This is a genomic window from Candidatus Saccharibacteria bacterium oral taxon 955, assembly GCA_010202265.1.
In the GTDB taxonomy this organism is placed as follows: Bacteria; Patescibacteriota; Saccharimonadia; order Saccharimonadales; family Saccharimonadaceae; genus Saccharimonas.
The window spans coordinates 643,171-660,518 of the sequence record CP047918.1 but is presented as its reverse complement, the minus strand read 5'-3'; the positions used below and the strand labels follow the sequence as shown (position 1 = coordinate 660,518).

17 protein-coding genes and 1 pseudogene are annotated in these 17,348 nt (G+C 47.8%); 15 read left to right on the top strand and 3 right to left on the bottom strand.

The window, feature by feature from the left end; genetic code table 11:
* The first annotated feature begins 3 nt into the window (after positions 1–3).
* Entirely contained in the window at positions 4–780 is a 777-nt protein-coding gene (rsmA, locus tag GWK75_03535) for a ribosomal RNA small subunit methyltransferase A (protein QHU91497.1), read from the top strand.
* The gene (locus GWK75_03530; protein ID QHU91496.1) at positions 777–1,511 is read left to right on the top strand and encodes a hypothetical protein; all 735 of its coding nucleotides are present in this window, start codon (positions 777–779) and stop codon (positions 1,509–1,511) included. The genes rsmA and GWK75_03530 overlap by 4 nt, the downstream gene beginning before the upstream one ends.
* Here the strand turns inward: GWK75_03530 and GWK75_03525 are convergent.
* On the bottom strand, positions 1,508–2,050 hold the full coding sequence (locus GWK75_03525) for a prepilin-type N-terminal cleavage/methylation domain-containing protein (protein ID QHU91495.1): 543 nt from the start codon (positions 2,048–2,050) through the stop codon (positions 1,508–1,510). The two genes, GWK75_03530 and GWK75_03525, sit on opposite strands and share 4 nt — an antisense overlap.
* A 48-nt stretch (positions 2,051–2,098) precedes the next feature.
* Here GWK75_03525 and GWK75_03520 point away from each other — a divergent pair, with 48 nt between their 5' ends.
* The 7 genes and pseudogenes from GWK75_03520 to mnmA all read left to right on the top strand — a co-directional run bounded on the left by GWK75_03520 (position 2,099) and on the right by mnmA (position 7,943).
* Entirely contained in the window at positions 2,099–3,592 is a 1,494-nt protein-coding gene (locus GWK75_03520; protein QHU91494.1) for a methionine--tRNA ligase, read from the top strand.
* Positions 3,593–3,600: 8 nt separating this feature from the next.
* On the top strand, positions 3,601–4,359 hold the full coding sequence (locus GWK75_03515) for a YchF/TatD family DNA exonuclease (protein ID QHU91493.1): 759 nt from the start codon (positions 3,601–3,603) through the stop codon (positions 4,357–4,359).
* Positions 4,360–4,361: 2 nt separating this feature from the next.
* Complete coding sequence (locus GWK75_03510; protein ID QHU91492.1) at positions 4,362–4,673, top strand: hypothetical protein; 312 nt, start codon at positions 4,362–4,364, stop codon at positions 4,671–4,673.
* 14 nt (positions 4,674–4,687) lie between these two features.
* Positions 4,688–5,122, top strand: coding sequence for a hypothetical protein (locus tag GWK75_03505; protein QHU91491.1), 435 nt, complete (start codon positions 4,688–4,690; stop codon positions 5,120–5,122).
* A 52-nt stretch (positions 5,123–5,174) separates the two neighbouring features.
* Positions 5,175–6,284: an aminotransferase class V-fold PLP-dependent enzyme gene (locus GWK75_03500; protein QHU91718.1), complete on the top strand. Its 1,110-nt coding sequence runs from the start codon at positions 5,175–5,177 to the stop codon at positions 6,282–6,284.
* Positions 6,281–6,895 carry a YdcF family protein gene (locus GWK75_03495; GenBank protein QHU91490.1) on the top strand — a complete coding sequence of 205 codons (615 nt, stop codon included), beginning with the start codon at positions 6,281–6,283 and terminating at the stop codon, positions 6,893–6,895. Before GWK75_03500 ends, GWK75_03495 begins: the two co-directional genes overlap by 4 nt.
* Positions 6,892–7,943, top strand: a pseudogene (gene mnmA / locus GWK75_03490) (tRNA 2-thiouridine(34) synthase MnmA). Before GWK75_03495 ends, mnmA begins: the two are co-directional and overlap by 4 nt.
* Positions 7,944–7,948: 5 nt before the next feature.
* On the opposite strand, the gene GWK75_03485 reads toward mnmA, so the two are convergent.
* On the bottom strand, positions 7,949–8,191 hold the full coding sequence (locus tag GWK75_03485) for a hypothetical protein (protein QHU91489.1): 243 nt from the start codon (positions 8,189–8,191) through the stop codon (positions 7,949–7,951).
* A gap of 78 nt (positions 8,192–8,269) precedes the next feature.
* Here GWK75_03485 and GWK75_03480 point away from each other — a divergent pair, with 78 nt between their 5' ends.
* A complete protein-coding gene (locus tag GWK75_03480) occupies positions 8,270–10,150 on the top strand; it encodes an alanine--tRNA ligase (GenBank protein QHU91488.1) in 1,881 nt (626 codons plus the stop codon).
* Here the strand turns inward: GWK75_03480 and GWK75_03475 are convergent.
* Complete coding sequence (locus tag GWK75_03475) at positions 10,147–10,980, bottom strand: hypothetical protein (protein ID QHU91487.1); 834 nt, start codon at positions 10,978–10,980, stop codon at positions 10,147–10,149. The two genes, GWK75_03480 and GWK75_03475, sit on opposite strands and share 4 nt — an antisense overlap.
* A gap of 97 nt (positions 10,981–11,077) precedes the next feature.
* On the opposite strand from GWK75_03475, the gene GWK75_03470 reads away from it, so the two are divergent.
* The 5 genes from GWK75_03470 (at position 11,078) to GWK75_03450 (ending at position 17,203) form a co-directional block, all read left to right on the top strand.
* Entirely contained in the window at positions 11,078–12,340 is a 1,263-nt protein-coding gene (locus GWK75_03470) for a pilus assembly protein PilM (GenBank protein QHU91486.1), read from the top strand.
* A 12-nt stretch (positions 12,341–12,352) separates the two neighbouring features.
* Positions 12,353–13,987, top strand: a complete 1,635-nt coding sequence (locus GWK75_03465; protein ID QHU91485.1) for a hypothetical protein — start codon at positions 12,353–12,355, stop codon at positions 13,985–13,987.
* Complete coding sequence (gene ruvX / locus GWK75_03460) at positions 13,977–14,390, top strand: Holliday junction resolvase RuvX (GenBank protein ID QHU91484.1); 414 nt, start codon at positions 13,977–13,979, stop codon at positions 14,388–14,390. Before GWK75_03465 ends, ruvX begins: the two co-directional genes overlap by 11 nt.
* Complete coding sequence (gene mltG, locus GWK75_03455; GenBank protein QHU91483.1) at positions 14,377–15,705, top strand: endolytic transglycosylase MltG; 1,329 nt, start codon at positions 14,377–14,379, stop codon at positions 15,703–15,705. Before ruvX ends, mltG begins: the two co-directional genes overlap by 14 nt.
* Positions 15,706–16,000: 295 nt before the next feature.
* A complete protein-coding gene (locus tag GWK75_03450) occupies positions 16,001–17,203 on the top strand; it encodes a LysM peptidoglycan-binding domain-containing protein (protein QHU91482.1) in 1,203 nt (400 codons plus the stop codon).
* The last annotated feature ends 145 nt before the right edge of the window (positions 17,204–17,348 follow it).

Below are 17,348 nucleotides of genomic sequence, written 5' to 3'. Positions count from 1 at the left end.
ACGATGGCATTAAAGAATAAAAAAGAGCTTGGTCAGAACTGGCTTCGTGATCGCGGTATGCTAGAAGCAATCGTTGATGAGGCCGATCTGTCAGCTGGCGATACAGTGCTCGAGATCGGCCCTGGTCTCGGCACTCTGACGAGCGAATTGTTGCGTCGCGCTGGCAATGTGGTTGCAGTTGAGCTTGATAGTGAGCGGGCGGTTAAGTTGCCGGCTCAGTTTCCAGGAAAAAATCTAACAGTTATCAACGAAGATATTCTTTCGTATGATCTAGAACGGCTACCGACAGGCTATAAAGTCGTTGCAAATGTGCCCTACTATATCACCAGCAAAATTATCGAAAAATTAATGACTGCATCAAACAGGCCATCAGTAATTGTGATTTTGGTACAGAAAGAGGTCGCTGAGCGTATTGTAGCGCGTCCTGGCGGTATGAGTATTCTTGCTATAAGTGCTCAAATTTTTGCAAAAACACATCTTGGTATCGAGATCCCGCGTCAGTTTTTTACGCCAGTACCAAAAGTTGATTCCCAGGTTGTAGTGCTTGAGATGCGTGATAAACCGTTGGTTTTGGAGAGAGACCAAAAAGCTTTTTTTCGTGTCGTCAAGGCGGGTTTTGCGAATAAGCGTAAAAAACTCAGAAGTTCAATGTCAGCTGGACTGGCTATTTCAAAATCGGATGCTGAAAAACTACTTCGTCAGGCAGGAATTGACCCTGACTTGCGGGCCGAAGACCTGTCGATTGATGACTGGATACGACTTATGCGAGGAGCAGCGTGATAATTGGTGATCAGCCAACCTGCTTCCCAGGCGAATTACTTGTGCGAGTGTCGTCGCGGTCGGACGGGATGATGCTTGACCGCGCTAATGAAGCGCACCACCCATCGGTCGTAGTAAATCGCAAAGCATTTTGTGACTTGCAACAAGTAAACTACAAATCAGTTGTGTATCAACAGGTTATATATGACAATGATCAGTCGTTTGATCGAATTGTGGAAGTTGACGAAAGCGACACTAGCCAGTATGTTAGCGGGATTCACGCGGACGCTCTAGTGACTAGCCAGCGTGGAGTAGGGCTTATGCTGTGTCTTGCTGATTGCATAGGAACCGTTGTCTATGATCCGGTTTATAAACGTCTTGCTCTCGTCCATCTTGGTCGACATTCAACTGTCGCGGGTCTTATGACAAAAGTAATCACATGGTTTATCGAGCAGGGTAGTAATCCGCAGGATATTATTATCTGGATGGCACCAAGCATAAAGAGTGCCAGCGACCGGCTTGAATATTTTGATTATGCTGACGATCCAATATGGAAGCAATATGTCGACTATCGACCTGACGGAATATATATTGATATGGCTGGGTTCAATCGGGCTAGCGCCGAGCGAGCTGGCGTTTTACCAGAGAATATTTTTGTGTCACCTATTGATACAGCGACGCATCCGGAATATTTCTCGCATCGACACGGAGATACGCGGGAGCGTTTCGCGGTGTTAGCCGTCCTACGTTAGACACGACTATTGCGATAATAGCTTGCTCCACCGCTGAAGTAACTGTCCCCAATAGGATTGGTGTTACAGTTACCTGCTGAAGATTGTTCTTTTTGTAGAGTCTCGTATCGCCAGACTATAATATACATTTGACCAGGGCCAGCCCCACAGGTGCCGCCTTTACTGACGTAAACACCGTAGGCGTGGTCTCCGCTTGATGTCGGATTTCCGGTATTTTGCGGGTCAGACGGCAGTGAGTCAATCGCCTCTGCTCCTGCCAATAGGCCATTTAACATAGTCCAGCTATTGTCGCTACTGACATACCAGTTGCTATCAATTGACGACCCAGTCGCTCCGGTTGGAACTGGATATTGTCCGTTGTCGCTATAGTATAATTCCATTGCTTTTATAATATTGGCTACATCAGTTTTGCGACGCGCATCTCTGGAGCGAGCTTGGGTGCCGTTGTAGGCAATTAGGGTGATGCCAGCGAGAATCCCAATTACTACTACAACAACTAATAGCTCGATAAGAGTGAATCCGCTTTTGCTTTTCCTCATGTCTCTAAGTATATCACTTATTTGTTACCTCTGATATACTGATAGTAAATGGGAAAAAATCTTTATATCACTACTGCAATTCCTTATGTCAACGGCGTACCGCACATTGGCCATGCGCTCGATTATACGTTGGCGGATATATGGACACGCTATCAAAAACAGAATGGTCGCGATGTACGGTTTCAGACTGGAGTTGATGAACACGGCAACAAGATAGCTGCTAAGGCCGCTGAAGCTGGCTTGTCGCCTAAAGAGTATGTCGATCAGATGCACGGCAACTTCAAGACGTTGATTAGTGCGCTTGGCGTAGAGTGTACTGATTTTATCCGTACGACCGACGGTCATCATGTTGGGGCAGTGCAGTATATTTGGCAACAGCTTGACAAGGCTGGCCTTATTTACAAGAGTAATTATGAAGGCTGGTATTGTACGGGTTGCGAAAACTTTGTAACCGATAAAGAAGCGGCGGAAAATAACGGCACCTGCCCTGACCATCAAAAGTCCTACGAAAGACTTAGTGAGGAAAACTATTATTTCAAGGCAAGCCATTTCTCGACAGAGGTCAAAGAGGCGATCGAGAACAACAAGCTTCGTATCACGCCGGAGTTTCGTAAGCGTGAGTTTCTAGAACTCATCAAGGACGGACTGAAAGACGTTTCAATTTCACGTCCTCGCAAAAACCTGTCCTGGGGTGTGAGCGTGCCGGGCGATGATAGTCAGGTCATGTATGTTTGGATTGACGCGCTCTCAAACTACCTTACGGTGGTTGGGTATCCAGACCGAGAGGAGTGGCGTGATTTTTGGCCAGCAGACGTACAGGTTGTTGGTAAGGACATCTTGCGGTTTCACGCTGGTATTTGGCCAGCAATGCTGCTTGGTCTCGGGCTACCGCTACCGAAATCACTACTTGTCCACGGATTTGTAACGGTTGGTGGTGCAAAAATGAGCAAAAGCCTCGGTAATGGAGTCGGTCCTATGGAGGTGATAGAGCAGTATGGATCCGATGCTTTTAGGTATTATTTCAGCCGTCATGTTCCGACCCAGGAAGATGGTGACTTCACCTGGGAAAAATTTGAAAATGTTTATAACAACGAGCTAGGCAATGATCTTGGAAACTTGGTTCAGAGGGTTGCGTCGATGGTTAAGCGTTATCAGTCAGGGGTGATTGGTGACGCCCCTCAGTCCGAGCATGACATGGGTCCATATCGTGAGGCGATGCGTTCACTCGAGTTTAATCGCGCACTTGATGAAGTTTGGGTGACTGTTCGCGCACTAAATCAATATCTAGAAAATGTTAAACCATGGGAGATTGCAAAAAAACTCGGGAAGGACACAGAAGCCGAATCTCACTTGGCAGAGGTACTCGGTTATGCTTCTGGTGTGTTGCTGCAGGTCGCGGATCTGCTGACACCGTTTATGCCGACGACCACCGAGTCTATTCGTCAGATATTTGCTAGTGGCGTCGTTCCAGAGACGCTTACTCCGTTATTTCCGAAGCGCTATATACACACGCAAGACCCACGTGCGCCAAAAACTTCTTAGGTGTGCATATGGATTTGATTGATTCTCACTGCCATATTCACGACTCGGAGTTTTATCCTGATAATAGAGAGGAAGTTTATCGAGTGTCGCGTGATGCCGGCGTTCGCATGATATGCGTTGGGACTGACGTCCGAAGTTCGCGTGAGGCGGTAGAGTTTGCTGTTAGTCACGAAGGTTGCTATGCAGTAGTGGGGATACACCCGCATGACACCAAGGATAATGATGTTAGTGACATACGTCAGCTAATCGAAAAACGCCGAAAAGATATCGTCGGTGTTGGTGAGATTGGTCTTGATTACTATTATGACAACAGTCCGCGTACTCGTCAATGTGAGGCATTTCGCGAACAGTTAGCGCTTGCTAGAGAGTTTGATCTGCCGGTTAGTTTTCATGTTCGAGAGGCTTTTGATGATTTTTGGCCGATTCTAGATGATTCTCCTGGAGTACGGGGCGTACTACACAGTTTCACTGATACGCAAAAAAATCTCGAAGAAGGAATTCGCCGAGGTTTTTACATTGGGATAAACGGCATCAGTACGTTTACAAAAGACCCCCTGCAACAAGAAATGTACGCAAAAGTTCCTCTCAAGTATGTTTTACTAGAAACCGATGCGCCGTTCTTGACTCCAAAGCCTTTTCGTGGTAAAGTGAACATACCAGCGTATGTGGGTAGAGTCGCGGAGCATCAGGCGATGCTAAAAAATGTCTCGCCCGATGAAGTTATACGCATTACTACAGACAACGCGGAGAAAGTTTTTGGGATATAACGATGAATACATCACCAACTGCCGCTGAACACATTTCTCAGACTGCCGAGTCGGTAGTTTCTGATACTTACGAATCTCCTATGACTGATCTCGAGCGCGCTCAATTTGAGGCAATCTCAGTAGCTAGCGATAAGCACCAAGTAAATCCTGACACCGAACTGTACGACCAGGGGCGTATCGAGTCAATTGGCGCTAAGGTACTTGATGTAGCCAATGGTGCTGTAGAGCTTGATCCGACGGACCCCCGCAGCTTACGAGAGGTTGGGGCTCGTGTAGTAGGTTATCGAGAAGCTGCAATTCTTCAGGTTCAATAGAGGAGGGCATTTGAGTGGGATCTGTACTAAAAAAAGCTATTAAACTCCTAGTTGGCGACGATTTAGGGTTTGATTTGCGCCTTCCTGGGCGTAAGCGTCCTCTAAAAACTTTAACTGAACGAGAATTGTTGACGCTCGAAAGTGAAGTGGGGTCAAAAATATTTGGCCCTATTGAGCATGGGCGTCGCCGAGAGTTTTTCTGTCTAGATGAGCAAACGTGGATATGGCACGAAGAGTGGCTTGATGAGTCAAGAAAACTTCAAACCAGTACGATTCGTTATGAGATTAACGAACATGGCGTTTTGAAGGTCCAAGAAGGCGCACGATATAGCTATCTTGATGGCGAAGAGTTGCAAAACTTTAGTGTTGCGGTTCGAGTATACTACGAGCAGGTTGCCCGCGAAGTTTACCATCGCGATCCTGAAACTGGTGAGAAATTGATACAATAATCTAGTGAAGACTTCAGATCTTATTTATCTTGATCATGCTGCGGCTACACCTATGGATGAGCGGGTGATTGCTGCGATGACTCCGTATATGCGAGAGTTTTTTTATAATCCATCTAGTCCGTACGCGCCCGCCGTTGAGGTGCGTCGTGCCTATGAATACGCCAAGCATCGTTTAGCGCAGTGTATTGGCGCAAAAGCTGATGAAATTGTGATTACGGCGGGCGCGACTGAATCTATCAATCTGATGGTCAGTGCTATTTCGGGTCATGTTGTTACCAGTAATATTGAACACCACGCAGTCCTACGAGCGGTTGAAGCGCACGATCATACGTTAGTGGAGGCGGGAGAAAAGGGCACCGTATCACCAGACGCAGTGGAACAGGCTATCAGACCAGACACTGAGCTAGTTACGATTCACCTTGCCAACAATGAACTAGGTACGATCCAGCCACTTCGTGCTATTGCTGAGGTGGTGAAACGTGAGCGCCAACGACGGTTTGAGGCTGGCGAAAAAACGCCCATATGGTTTCACACAGATGCCTCGCAGGGTGCTGGGCAGCTTGATCTCAATGTCGCTCGTCTGGGTGTCGATGCGATGACAGTCAATGCTGGAAAAATGTATGGTCCAAAACAGGTTGGCTTGTTGTGGGCCGATCGTGAAGTGACACTTCGTCCGATGATTAGAGGTGGCGGTCAGGAGCGAGCCATCAGAAGTGGTACCGAAAATGTCGCAGGTACTATTGGATTTGCGACGGCATTTGAGCTCGTTAGCACGCACCGTAACAGTGAGGCTAAGCGTCTAGAAGGGCTTCGCGACAAGCTGGAAGCTCGTTTGATGACAGCGTTCCCCGATGCCGTGGTGTCGGGCAATCGTAAGAAGCGTCTTTCTGGACATCTTCATATTTCATTTCCAGGTATTGATGCAGAACGTCTTGTGTTTGCTCTAGAGTCGCGTGGTGTGCTGGTTGCGACTGGTAGCGCCTGTGCTGCGAATAAGGGTACGCGTAGCCATGTGTTGACGGCTATCGGTCTAGACGACCAGACCGCAGACGGCAGCCTCCGTATCACTCTCGGTAGGTTAAGTGATGAGTCGAATATTACTCGTGCAGCTGATATACTAATAGAAGTTATCATGAGCGAGATCGAAAGGACGAGTCGATGAAGATTTTCAAAGCATTTTTAATTGTCGCGGCTATCTTTTTGCTACTCTCGTGGATGATCGGCTCATTTTTGGGGCCTGATGATCTTGCGCAATGTGGCGCGTCACCGTCGTCAAAGGCGGGCTGTGAGCGTGCGGGGGCGGTAGTTGCGATTAGTGGTGGTGATACCAAGGCTCGTGCCGCTGAGGCGATTAAGCTTTTTCAGGCGGGCTGGGGAGAGCATTTAATCTTTTCTGGGGCAGCAGCCGATAAAAGCGGGCCAAGTAATGCAGCGGTTATGAAACAGCAGGCGATTGACGCCGGTATTGATCCAAATGCAATTATCGTCGAGGAGCTTAGCGAAACGACGACGGAAAATGCTGAGAAAACGACAAATATATTCAAACAAAATGGTATCACCTCGGCTATTTTAGTGACGAGTGCGTACCACGAAAGGCGGGCTACTCTAGAGTTTGCCCGTCGTTCAACTGGAGCCAAGGTACGCAGCCACCCAGTTGCTACCGACAAACAATGGAGCTCGTGGTGGTGGTTGACGCCATCAGGTTGGGCATTGGCGATTCCAGAACTCGCTAGCTCCCTCGTTTTATCAACGGGCGGAGTTGATCGAACATGACGCGTGTATATGTCGGTATGAGCGGTGGAGTTGACAGCTCCCTTACCGCAGCGCTTTTGGTTGAGCAGGGTTATGATGTAACTGGCGTTTATATGAAGAACTGGAGTAAAGATCTGCCAGGTATGAAATGTCCATGGGCGGAGGATCTCGCGGACGCCAAGCGGGTTGCCGTACAGCTGGGGATTGATTTCAAGGTTTTTGATTTTGAATCCGAATACAAACAACAGGTGGTTGACTATATGATCGAAGAATATAAAGCCGGTCGAACGCCTAATCCTGATGTTATGTGTAACCAAGAAGTTAAATTTAAATTATTTCTCGATGCTGCGCTAGCTGATGGTGCAGATATGATAGCAACAGGGCATTACGCTCAGGTGATACGGGATCCATCCAACGACTCTGTGCATTTGACGCTTGCAAAAGACACCGACAAGGATCAGACGTATTTTCTCTACCGAGTTACAGAAGAAGCGCTCAAAAAAACATTATTTCCACTTGGAGAATACACGAAACCCGAGGTGCGTGAAATGGCTAAAAAGCGCAATCTTTGGACGGCGACAAAAAAAGAATCAATGGGGGTTTGTTTTGTGGGCAGTGTCGGGATGCGCGAATTTCTGAGCGAGTATATTGAGACGCGCCCAGGTGATATTATTGACAAAACAACTGGTCAGGTACTCGGTAGGCATGACGGGGCAATTTTTTACACGATCGGACAGCGTCATGGTCTCGAGCTCGGTGGGGGCTTCCGTATTATGTTGTCGGCAAGGATATGCAGAAAAACGAAGTATACGTCAGCACAAACCTCAACGATGAGGCGATGTGGCGCAAGGATATCTCTCTAGGTGCAGTTCATTGGATAAGTGAGCCTATCGCTGGAGATTGTCTCGTGCGCGTGAGGCATCGCGCCCCGCTTGTTGCTGCTCGAGTTGAGTTTGTGGATGGTGAAACGACCGTTCATCTCGCTGAGCCTCAGCGTGCAATTACTGCTGGACAGTCGATCGTCATCTATCGCGATAAAAAGTGCCTTGGTGGCGGTGTTATTGCTTAGCTCGATTAGTCTTGTGCGTTCCGTACTGCATGAGAGCGTTTTATGCGCTTGGTTTGCCAGCGATTGACTGCTAGGTCACCCGCATAAAAAACAGCCGCTAACCTTGTTGCTACACGACCAATCTTTGATTTTTGATCAAGTATACTATTTCTCTCCTTGGCGAGTTTCTCTAGTAGTGACTCGTCGTATTGATTTGCCGCATCACGACCCTGATTGTAGGCTTCGGGAGATGTGTCTAACTTCCTCATAATAGTAGCGAAATTATAGGCTATATATGATTGTTTGTCAACAAAGCTTTCAGGGGTCGCTATGATATAATACTTTTTATGAACGCTCAAGATATCCGCAATAAGTACCTGAAATTTTATGAAGAACGAGGTCATGCTGTGATCCCGCGAGCTCCGCTACTGCTTGACGGTGATCCGACCACACTCTTTACGGGGTCGGGCATGCAGCCTATGATTCCGTATCTGCTGGGTGAAGCGCATCCAAACGGTCTTAGGATTGCGGATAGTCAGACTTGTCTACGCGCACAAGATATAGATGATATTGGCGACAACAGGCACACGACGTTTTTTGAGATGCTTGGCAACTGGAGTCTTGGTGATTATTTCAAGCAAGAGCAGGTGCCGTGGATGTTTGAGTTTTTGACCGATGTTGTCGGTCTTGATGCGTCACGCCTTTACGTAACATGTTATATCGGTAACGATGAGTTTAATATTCCAAAAGACCAGGAGGCAGCAGATATCTGGGCGGGGCTGTTTGCCAGCAAGGGTTTGTCAAATGGCATGGCGGATATCGGAAGTGAAGAAGATGGCTACACTCGCGGTATCAAAGAGGGCGAGCGAATATTCTTTTACGACGGGAGCAAGAACTGGTGGAGCCGTAATGGCGGTGAGGCAACGACGCCAGTCGGCGATCCATGTGGTCCAGATAGTGAAATGTTCTATCAGTTTGACATTCCTCATAATCCTAAATTCGGGGAACATTGCCACCCCAACTGTGATTGCGGACGCTTTATGGAAGTCGGTAACAATGTCTTTATGGCATACAAAAAAGTTGCCGAGGGCAAGTTTGAGCCACTCGCCAAGCCAAATATCGACCATGGCTCGGGTCTTGAGCGTATTGCAGCCGCCGTCAATGGTGACCCTGATGTGTTCAAGATAAGTCTCATGTGGCCGATTATCGAGAAGCTCCAAGATCTCAGCGGTAAATCCTATGAATCTCATACCGAAAGTATGCGGGTAATTGCTGATCATTTGCGAGCGGCAACATTTCTCGCTGTTGATGGCTGTGTGCCGTCAAACAAAGAGCAGGGTTATGTGATGCGTCGTTTGCTTCGCCGGGCGATTCGATATAGTTTTGACCTCGGGATTGAACAGAACTTTTTAGATGAGGTTGTACCGGTGATCGCGGATCTATATACAAACGATTTTCCTGAAGTTTTGAAATCGCGTGAGCGTATAATTGCTGTACTTGCCAAGGAAGAAAAGGTCTTTCGTCAGACGCTTAGAAACGGTATTCGCCAAATGCAGAAGTTTGCCGCCGACGGCTTAACTGGTGCGGAGCTATTTATGCTTTACGATACGTATGGCTTTCCGGTTGAGCTGTCTCTTGAGGAGGCGTACAAGCAGGGGGTTAGTCTACCGGATGATTGGCGTGAGCAGTTTGATGCCAAGATGAAAGAACAACGTGAGCGCAGTCAGACCGCGCGCAAGGGTCAATTTAGCGGCGGTCTCGAGGGGGCTGAGGCGATTCACCTCAAGTATCACACGGCGACTCACCTGCTAGGTTCTGCACTACGTGAAGTTTTGGGTGACAATAGCATCCAGCAACATGGCAGTAATATCACTGCTGAGCGCTTACGGTTTGATTTTAACCACGAAAAACTAACCCCAGAAGAAAAGCAGGCGGTTGAAGACAAGGTGAACGAGTGGATTGACGCCGACTTGCCAGTTAGTTGGAAGGTGTATCCGACGGAGCAGGCGCTCGAGATGGGTGCAGTGGGTGCATTTGGCGAGCGCTATGGTGATGAGGTGAAAGTCTATCAGATAGGTGAGGACAATAATCGAATTAGTTTTGAGGTTTGCGGTGGTCCTCACGTTGAGCATACTGCCGTCCTAAAAGAAGGTGGCAAGCGATTTGTGATTACAAAAGAAGAAGCGAGCTCGGCAGGAGTTAGGCGGATCAAGGCTGTACTACGTTAGATTTCTTTTGTTTGACCAAAGATTTTCTCATCTGCCATCTGTTCAAGCATAAGTTCAAATTCGGCGCATAGTGCTGGGGTGTTTTTGACTGGTACTGGGCATGGGGTGTTTCTGGTGGGGTGGACGTACCACGATGAAATTGAAGGCGTCCCCATCTCATCCACGCATATACGACTGTGCAGTTCTGTCGGTAGCGTATTGCAGACATAAGGTTGTGTAATATCGGCAGAAACACTAGTGAAGCCGTCCTGATCAGTTTTTATACCGACCGAAAGGGACACGCCCCGACAGCTACCTGAATTCCCGTCCACAAAAACGCTACGATAGCCATATATTTTTTCTGATAGTATATAGCGGGCAGACGGCTCTAGACTTTCGCTGATGATCTTGAATACATCGCCAATGTCAGGGTTCTTTTGATCCATGGCTCGCCTAATGGCGCTATTGTCGATTACTTGTTGTGGCCAGTTGGCGTCTAGGTAGCGCAGAACACCCTCGTTAGATAGGCGTCGATTTTTACCTTGCCAGTATTCATCATTAATACCACGTGTTAGGAGGAATGAATCTCCTGGGCTGTCGTGTGGCGAACGAAAGCTAAGTATTGCCGACAATAGGCCGTTGTCATCCGTAAGAGAGGTGGCGAGATAGCCGTCACCAAACCGTCCAAATGGAATTCGCTGTGTATCGACAGTGCAAGAGTCTGGCGAAACACCCCAATCTTTTAGGCGATCAAGCGTGTTATACAATTTATGCGCGGTATTTTCTAGAGCCTTCTCGCTGGGTGAGGTGCGACGTGTGTCAAATGATGATTCTGGCGTTGGGCGTGTCATATTCTATAAATTATATCACAATAGTTGATAAAAATCAATAGATGAACGGTAGGTTTTTGTTAGCATGAGCGATTTTGTAGTATACTGAAAAATATCTATGGTTTTTGAAAAGATACTTCATAAGGCGCCACCAAATGAGCCTGAGTATATCGTTGGACTTGATATTGGAACCGAAAATGTCAAGGCATTGATTGCTCATATCAACGGTGAACAGATTGAGATCGTTGGTGTCGGGCGTGCTCATCAGGATATGGGTGATATGCATCAGGGCGCGATCGCGGACATTGCGGGTGTGGTGCGTAATTGTGAGGAGGCGTTGGCCCAGGCAGAGGATGAGGCCGGTCTTCAGGCGAAGCGCTGTGTGATTGGTATTGCTGGAGAATTGGTCAAGGGCGTGACGAACACGATTCGCTACCGACGCCCTCAGCCAGATCGTCCCCTTGATGAGGCGGAGATGGAGTTTATCATCGAAAAAGTTCAAGATCGTGCTGCAAATCGAGCACAGAAACAGATCGCCCTTGAGACTGGTAATGAGGATGTTGAGGTCAAGCTGGTTAACTCGGCTCTAGTGAGTATTCATATTGATGGCTACAAGGTAAGTAACCCGATCGGTTTTCAGGGTAAGGACGTTGCGGTTCAGATTTATACTGCATTTGCGCCGATGGTACATATTGGGGCCCTTGAACGAGTTTCGGAGGAGCTCGACCTTAAGCTGGTCGCTGTTGCTGCGGAGCCATTTGCAGTCAGCCGAAGTGTGCTCGGCACCGATACTAATAGCTCATTTACGGCAATTTTGGCGGATGTTGGAGGTGGTACGACTGATATTGCTGTCGTCAATGACGGTGGTGTCGAGGGGACAAAGATGTTTGGTATCGGCGGTCGGAGCTTTACAAATACGATAGCGAGTGAACTAGATATCAGCTATGACCAGGCAGAGAAACTAAAGGTCAATATCGATGACGATAAAGTGAAGGCGTCGGTTAAAAAAGATGTTGCGGTTGCAGTCGACAAGACGCTTGATGTATGGCTGGCGGGTGTCGAGTTAGCTTTGAGTGAGTTTGACTCGGTCGACCATCTACCGCCTCGATTGTTACTTTGTGGTGGTGGCGCTAGCTTGTCTCAACTTGTTACGGCTCTTGAGAAGCGAGAGTGGTACAAAGGACTGCCGTTTACGAAGCGCCCATCAGTCCAGCATATTCGTCCAAGCGATGTTGTCGGTATTGTCGATAAAACCGAGAAAGCCTCAGACCATACATACATTACCGCTATGGGCCTTCTGAGGGTTGGCTATGATACAATGATAGGGACAAGCGAGGCGGACTCGCTCAAAGATAAACTAAATCGGATGTTGCGTATTTAGGGTAGAAGTCGCATGCAAAAAGACGTAATTTACATCGATGTTGAAGATGACATCACCGCGATAATTGGCAGGGTCAAAGACTCAAAAGAAAAGATTGTCGCACTGGTTCCCCCAAAGCGTATTGGGGCGATTCAGAGTGCTGTTAACCTCAAGTTGGTTCACCGTGCAGCTGAGCAGGCCGATAAGCGTCTTGTGATTATTTCAAATAATGCTGCTCTGATGGCGCTTGCTGGCAGTGCGGGTATTCCAGTCGCAAAGAATCTCCAGAGTCGACCAGAAATGGCAGAGATTCCTGCATTAGATATTGATGACGGTGATGATGTTATCGACGGAGAGAGCCTGCCTGAATTATCAGATAAAAAAGACGAGCCTAGCGACACTGCGCCTGTTAAAGATAGTGAATCTACGACATCTGCCGCCAAAGATACACCAGTTGCAGCGGCGAAAAATGCACTGGGGTCGGCTGCGTCGGCGGTAAGGGGTAAGGCTAAGATTCCTAACTTTGACTCTTTTAGGAAGAAGTTATTCATTGGTATTGCTGCTGGCGTCATTCTTATTGGATTTCTCGTGTGGGCAATTGTATTTGCACCACAGGCAAAGATTATCGTTTCGGCTCGCGCATCTGATGCTGCCTTAAACACTCAGGTTAAGATAGCTGATGCGGTGTCGACCAATCTAAAAGAGGGCACCATAAAATCGGTTACTAAAACTACGAAAAAAGACATAGCTAAGCCATTTACTGCAACAGGCAAAAAAGATGTTGGCACTAAGGCGACTGGAACGGTGCAGTTTTATTGTGATTCACTGAGTTCTCTCACGCGTGGTGTGACAATTTCGGCAGGCACTCAGCTGGCGTCTACAAGCGGAAAGACATATACGGTCGATAGCTCTGTGTCACTATCAGTTGGTAGCGGAGGGTCAGGTAGTGCGGGTATCACTGCCACAGCAAATGGCGAGTCGTTTAATGGTACGACTGGTACTATGACTGGCTCTGATCTACCGCGCTGTGTTTCGGCTACGGCAAAAAGTAGTACATCTGGTGGAACTGACAAGACTGCGACGGTAGTCCAAAAGAGCGATGTCGATGCGGTAAGCGGTGAGCTTGCGAGCCAGGCCGATGTCGACTCAGCTAAAAAAGAGCTAGCGTCTCAACTGGGCGATGGATATATTTTGCTTGATGCTTCATTTAAGACCGATACAAGTGGGGTCAAGGCGTCGCCAGCGATAGGGGCTGAAGCGCCAGACGGCAAGGGTAATCTATCAGGTAGTGTGAATTTCTCGGTGGTGGCTGTCCAGAAGTCTGAGGTAGGTAAGTTTCTAGATGCCTATTTTGCGCAGCAGATTGACGGTAAGCCAAACCAAAAAGTGTATGGTAATGGTATCAATGGGGTGGGATTTACTAATGTTACACCTACCGAGGGTGGCTATAAAGCTGTAATATCAACCAACGGCAAGATCGGGCCAAAGATTGAGGAGTCGGCGCTCAAAGAGTATGCAAAAGGCAAGCGTTTCGGAGAGATTCAAGATCACGTCAAGCAAATCAATGGTGTCGAAAATGTTGACGTAAAACTTTCGCCGTTTTGGGTAACGTCAACGCCAAATGACGTAAAGAAGATACAGGTAGAGTTTAGGGTTGATGGCAAGTAAAGCGCTCCTCGCACTCGATGTGGGAGAGCGACGTATCGGTGTCGCTCTCGCTGATAGCTCAGTTCGTATTGCGATTGCTTATGATACGATTTTGGTTGACGGTACGGAGATAGATCAGATTAGAGAGCTTCTTATTCAGGAGGACATTGATGTCCTGGTGGTCGGGTATCCGCGTAATCAGTCTGGTGAACCGACTCAGCAGACGGCGTATGTAGAGCAGTTTGTTGAAGCGCTCCAGCCGGTTGACGCCACGATTAAGTATCAAGACGAATCTCTAACAAGCATAAAGGCCGAGGATATTCTAAAAAAGCGCAAGAAACCATACGAAAAGGGCGATATTGATGCCTTGGCGGCTAGTTTGATATTACAAGACTATCTAGAGGAGACTTATGGACGGGTTTAAGCGTAGTTCGACGCCACGACGAGCTGGTCAGCCCGTCTCTCGACCGGGTGTTCTGCCAGTTTATCCTAGGCAGGTTGTGACCGGTGGCCAAGTGGCGCCATCTACTAAACCTGTCCAGCAGTCAACTCAGCTAACTAAATTGCCTGCTGTCGCCCCTGGGGCAGAGGGCGGGCAGACTGCGCCAGGTGACGTACCACAGCCCAAGCCACGTCGAAGACGGCGTCGGATGCTTGTTTGGGTGATTGTTGTTGTTTCCTTGGCTTTGGCTCTAGGAGGGGCATATCTGTGGTTTAACTACAACCTACAGCCAGTTGATGTCAACAATACAACAACCAGCCGATTTGAAATAAAAGACGGCTCTACATTTGAGGAAATTTCGTCACAACTAGAAAAGCGAAAGCTGATCAGGAGTGCGCTAGCTTTTGATATCTATGCTCGAATTCAGGGTAAGCGCGGTAGCCTAAAAGCTAGCACATGCAGTCTGCGCTCATCGATGTCGGCCCGTGACGTACTGAATAAGCTGAATCAAGGGTGTCGAGATTTCGTTTCGATTATGTTTTACCCTGGTGCGACAATCGAAAAGCCACTTTATAAGCCAGCTGGTGCGACAATCGACCAGGAAAAAATGCACATAAAATACGTTCTAAAATCAGCAGGTTTTTCGGATCAAGATATAACTACGGCGCTAAAAAAGCAGTACGATATGCCACTTTTTGCTGGTAAGCCAGCTGGAGCTACGCTTGAGGGCTATATATTTGGTGAAACTTACTACATTGATAAGTCGGCGACGGCCGAAGATGTTCTGAAAGAGGCGTTTTCTCATATGTATAATGTTGTCCAAAAGAATGATCTAGTTGATAAGTATCGCCAAAAGGGCCTAAGTCTGTATCAGGGAATTACGCTTGCATCAATTGTGCAGCGTGAGCTAAATTGCGAAGGAAAGCCGACGGCTGAGCGGAAGAACCGCTGCTACGAGTATCAGCGTACGATCGCACAGGTATTTCTCAAGCGACTCAAAGAGAATATCGTACTCGGTAGCGATGTGACATTTATCTATGCCGGTGACATGATGAAGGTTAATCCGTCGGTTGATCTGGATTCGCCGTATAATACAAGGAAATATCCTGGGCTTCCACCAGGCCCAATAGCATCACCTGGCGAGCTGGCACTAAAGGCAGTGGCAAACCCTAGCGAAACTGACTATCTGTACTTTATCGCAGGCGACGACGGGTTGATATACTTTGCAAAAGATGAAGCTGGACACCAGAAAAACATTCGTGAACATTGCCAGGTGATGTGCGGCAACGCTGTTTAGTCACCTCTGTAGTTTGCCAACAAAAACATTGACAAAAACGCTTGCGATTTGCTATAATGATGCAAGCACATTGTTATGCGGACACTTGAGTTATGGAGTTGACTCTAAGATGCGAGTGGGTAACGAAGTATGATGATGAGCCTACCTTTAAATGTCGTACGAACGCCGAAATAAATAGCGTATTTTACTAATATTAAATAAAAGATATTGGTCGACACGTGCGTTTCTGTCCTATCAAGCGATAGGAGAAAGACAGAGTGAGGTAGACGCGCACTAGTAATAGTGGCGCAGGAGTATGATTATTCGTAATCAATCAATCGATACGGCCCTAAGTCGATCGTCAAAATCTGATATTTCATCCGACAGAGTGTATTCTTCAAAGAAGCCTCGCCGGACTCGTGGTTCTATTTCTGGTACAGCTATTGCCTCATATCTCGGGGTATTTTTGCTTGTTATGACGATGGTTGCGGTAGCTTATCAGCCACCAGTTAATACGTCCGCTCGGGCTGATGCTTCGGTGGCACCTCAGACACAGCAACATACGCCGACGGTACAATCATCTGTCGATCAGGTGATGGCCACTAACCTGGCTTCTTCGCTTGCCGAGAGCACTGGCATGCCGATTAGTAATAATGTCGCCAACCTCTCTCAGTCGCTTGCAGTTGAGAGTGCGATGGCTCAGACCGAAGCTAGCGTCATCAGCAAGCCACAAATTATCCAGCCGACAGCCGGTAGTCGGTCGACTCAGCAGTACACGACTGTTGCGGGTGATACCGTGCCTTCGGTGGCGGCAAAGTATGGCATATCAGCGACTACGCTTAAGTGGGCGAATAATCTGACGTCTGACGCCCTAGAGCCGGGTCGTAATCTCACGATTATGCCAGTCGACGGTGTGCTTTACAAGGTGAAAGAAGGTGACACAGTAGATAGTATTGTATCTAAATATGGTAGTGATCGCCAAAGTGTGATGGCGTATAACGACCTAGAATTAACAGGCAATCCAGTAGCTGGTTCACAGATTATTGTTCCTGGTGGAAATCTACCAGATACTGAGCGTCCTGGCTATGTTGGTCCTCGCGGTAGGCGTGGAGGGGCGACGTTGAATTATGCAAACTACTCTGGCGGGTACGGTAGCTCATACAAGGGTAGTATATCTGTGGGAAACAAGTATGCGTGGGGTAACTGTACCTGGTATGCCTATGAGCGACGCATACAACTTGGTCGACCGATTGGTAGTTTCTGGGGAAATGCTAGTACCTGGGCGTATAGCGCTCGTTCGGCGGGGCTTCGCGTTGATGGTAACCCTGAGCCAGGGTCAATCATGCAGAATGGTGGTGGATATGGACATGTGGCGATTGTTGAGTCAGTAAATCCAGGGGTGTCTATAACAATTAGTGAGATGAATGGGTACCGATTTGGCGGTGGTTTCGCACGCGTTGGTCATGGCGATGTGCCTTGGGGTGAGGCGACATCTGGTATGTACCGCTATATACACTAAAATTAGATTGATCGTCTAGAAAATAGCCACATTGTTTGTGGCTATTTAATTTGGTGTATTTTAAAAAAACCGCCTCCGATCAGGGCGTTGCGCGAGACGCTAATGGTCTCAAGCGCACGCCCCGATCGAGGACGGTTAACATACT

Excerpts from the sequence above, each read along its gene's own strand:
- GWK75_03515 (QHU91493.1), top strand. The coding sequence starts at position 3,601 with ATGGATTTGATTGATTCTCACTGCCATATTCACGACTCGGAGTTTTAT.
- rsmA (QHU91497.1), top strand. The coding sequence starts at position 4 with ATGGCATTAAAGAATAAAAAAGAGCTTGGTCAGAACTGGCTTCGTGAT.
- GWK75_03450 (QHU91482.1), top strand. The coding sequence starts at position 16,001 with ATGATTATTCGTAATCAATCAATCGATACGGCCCTAAGTCGATCGTCA.
- GWK75_03470 (QHU91486.1), top strand. The coding sequence starts at position 11,078 with ATGGTTTTTGAAAAGATACTTCATAAGGCGCCACCAAATGAGCCTGAG.
- GWK75_03495 (QHU91490.1), top strand. The coding sequence starts at position 6,281 with ATGAAGATTTTCAAAGCATTTTTAATTGTCGCGGCTATCTTTTTGCTA.
- ruvX (QHU91484.1), top strand. The coding sequence starts at position 13,977 with ATGGCAAGTAAAGCGCTCCTCGCACTCGATGTGGGAGAGCGACGTATC.
- mltG (QHU91483.1), top strand. The coding sequence starts at position 14,377 with ATGGACGGGTTTAAGCGTAGTTCGACGCCACGACGAGCTGGTCAGCCC.
- GWK75_03500 (QHU91718.1), top strand. The coding sequence starts at position 5,175 with ATGGATGAGCGGGTGATTGCTGCGATGACTCCGTATATGCGAGAGTTT.
- GWK75_03465 (QHU91485.1), top strand. The coding sequence starts at position 12,353 with ATGCAAAAAGACGTAATTTACATCGATGTTGAAGATGACATCACCGCG.
- GWK75_03525 (QHU91495.1), bottom strand. The coding sequence starts at position 2,050 with ATGAGGAAAAGCAAAAGCGGATTCACTCTTATCGAGCTATTAGTTGTT.
- GWK75_03475 (QHU91487.1), bottom strand. The coding sequence starts at position 10,980 with ATGACACGCCCAACGCCAGAATCATCATTTGACACACGTCGCACCTCA.
- GWK75_03520 (QHU91494.1), top strand. The coding sequence starts at position 2,099 with ATGGGAAAAAATCTTTATATCACTACTGCAATTCCTTATGTCAACGGC.
- GWK75_03485 (QHU91489.1), bottom strand. The coding sequence starts at position 8,191 with ATGAGGAAGTTAGACACATCTCCCGAAGCCTACAATCAGGGTCGTGAT.
- GWK75_03510 (QHU91492.1), top strand. The coding sequence starts at position 4,362 with ATGAATACATCACCAACTGCCGCTGAACACATTTCTCAGACTGCCGAG.
- GWK75_03480 (QHU91488.1), top strand. The coding sequence starts at position 8,270 with ATGAACGCTCAAGATATCCGCAATAAGTACCTGAAATTTTATGAAGAA.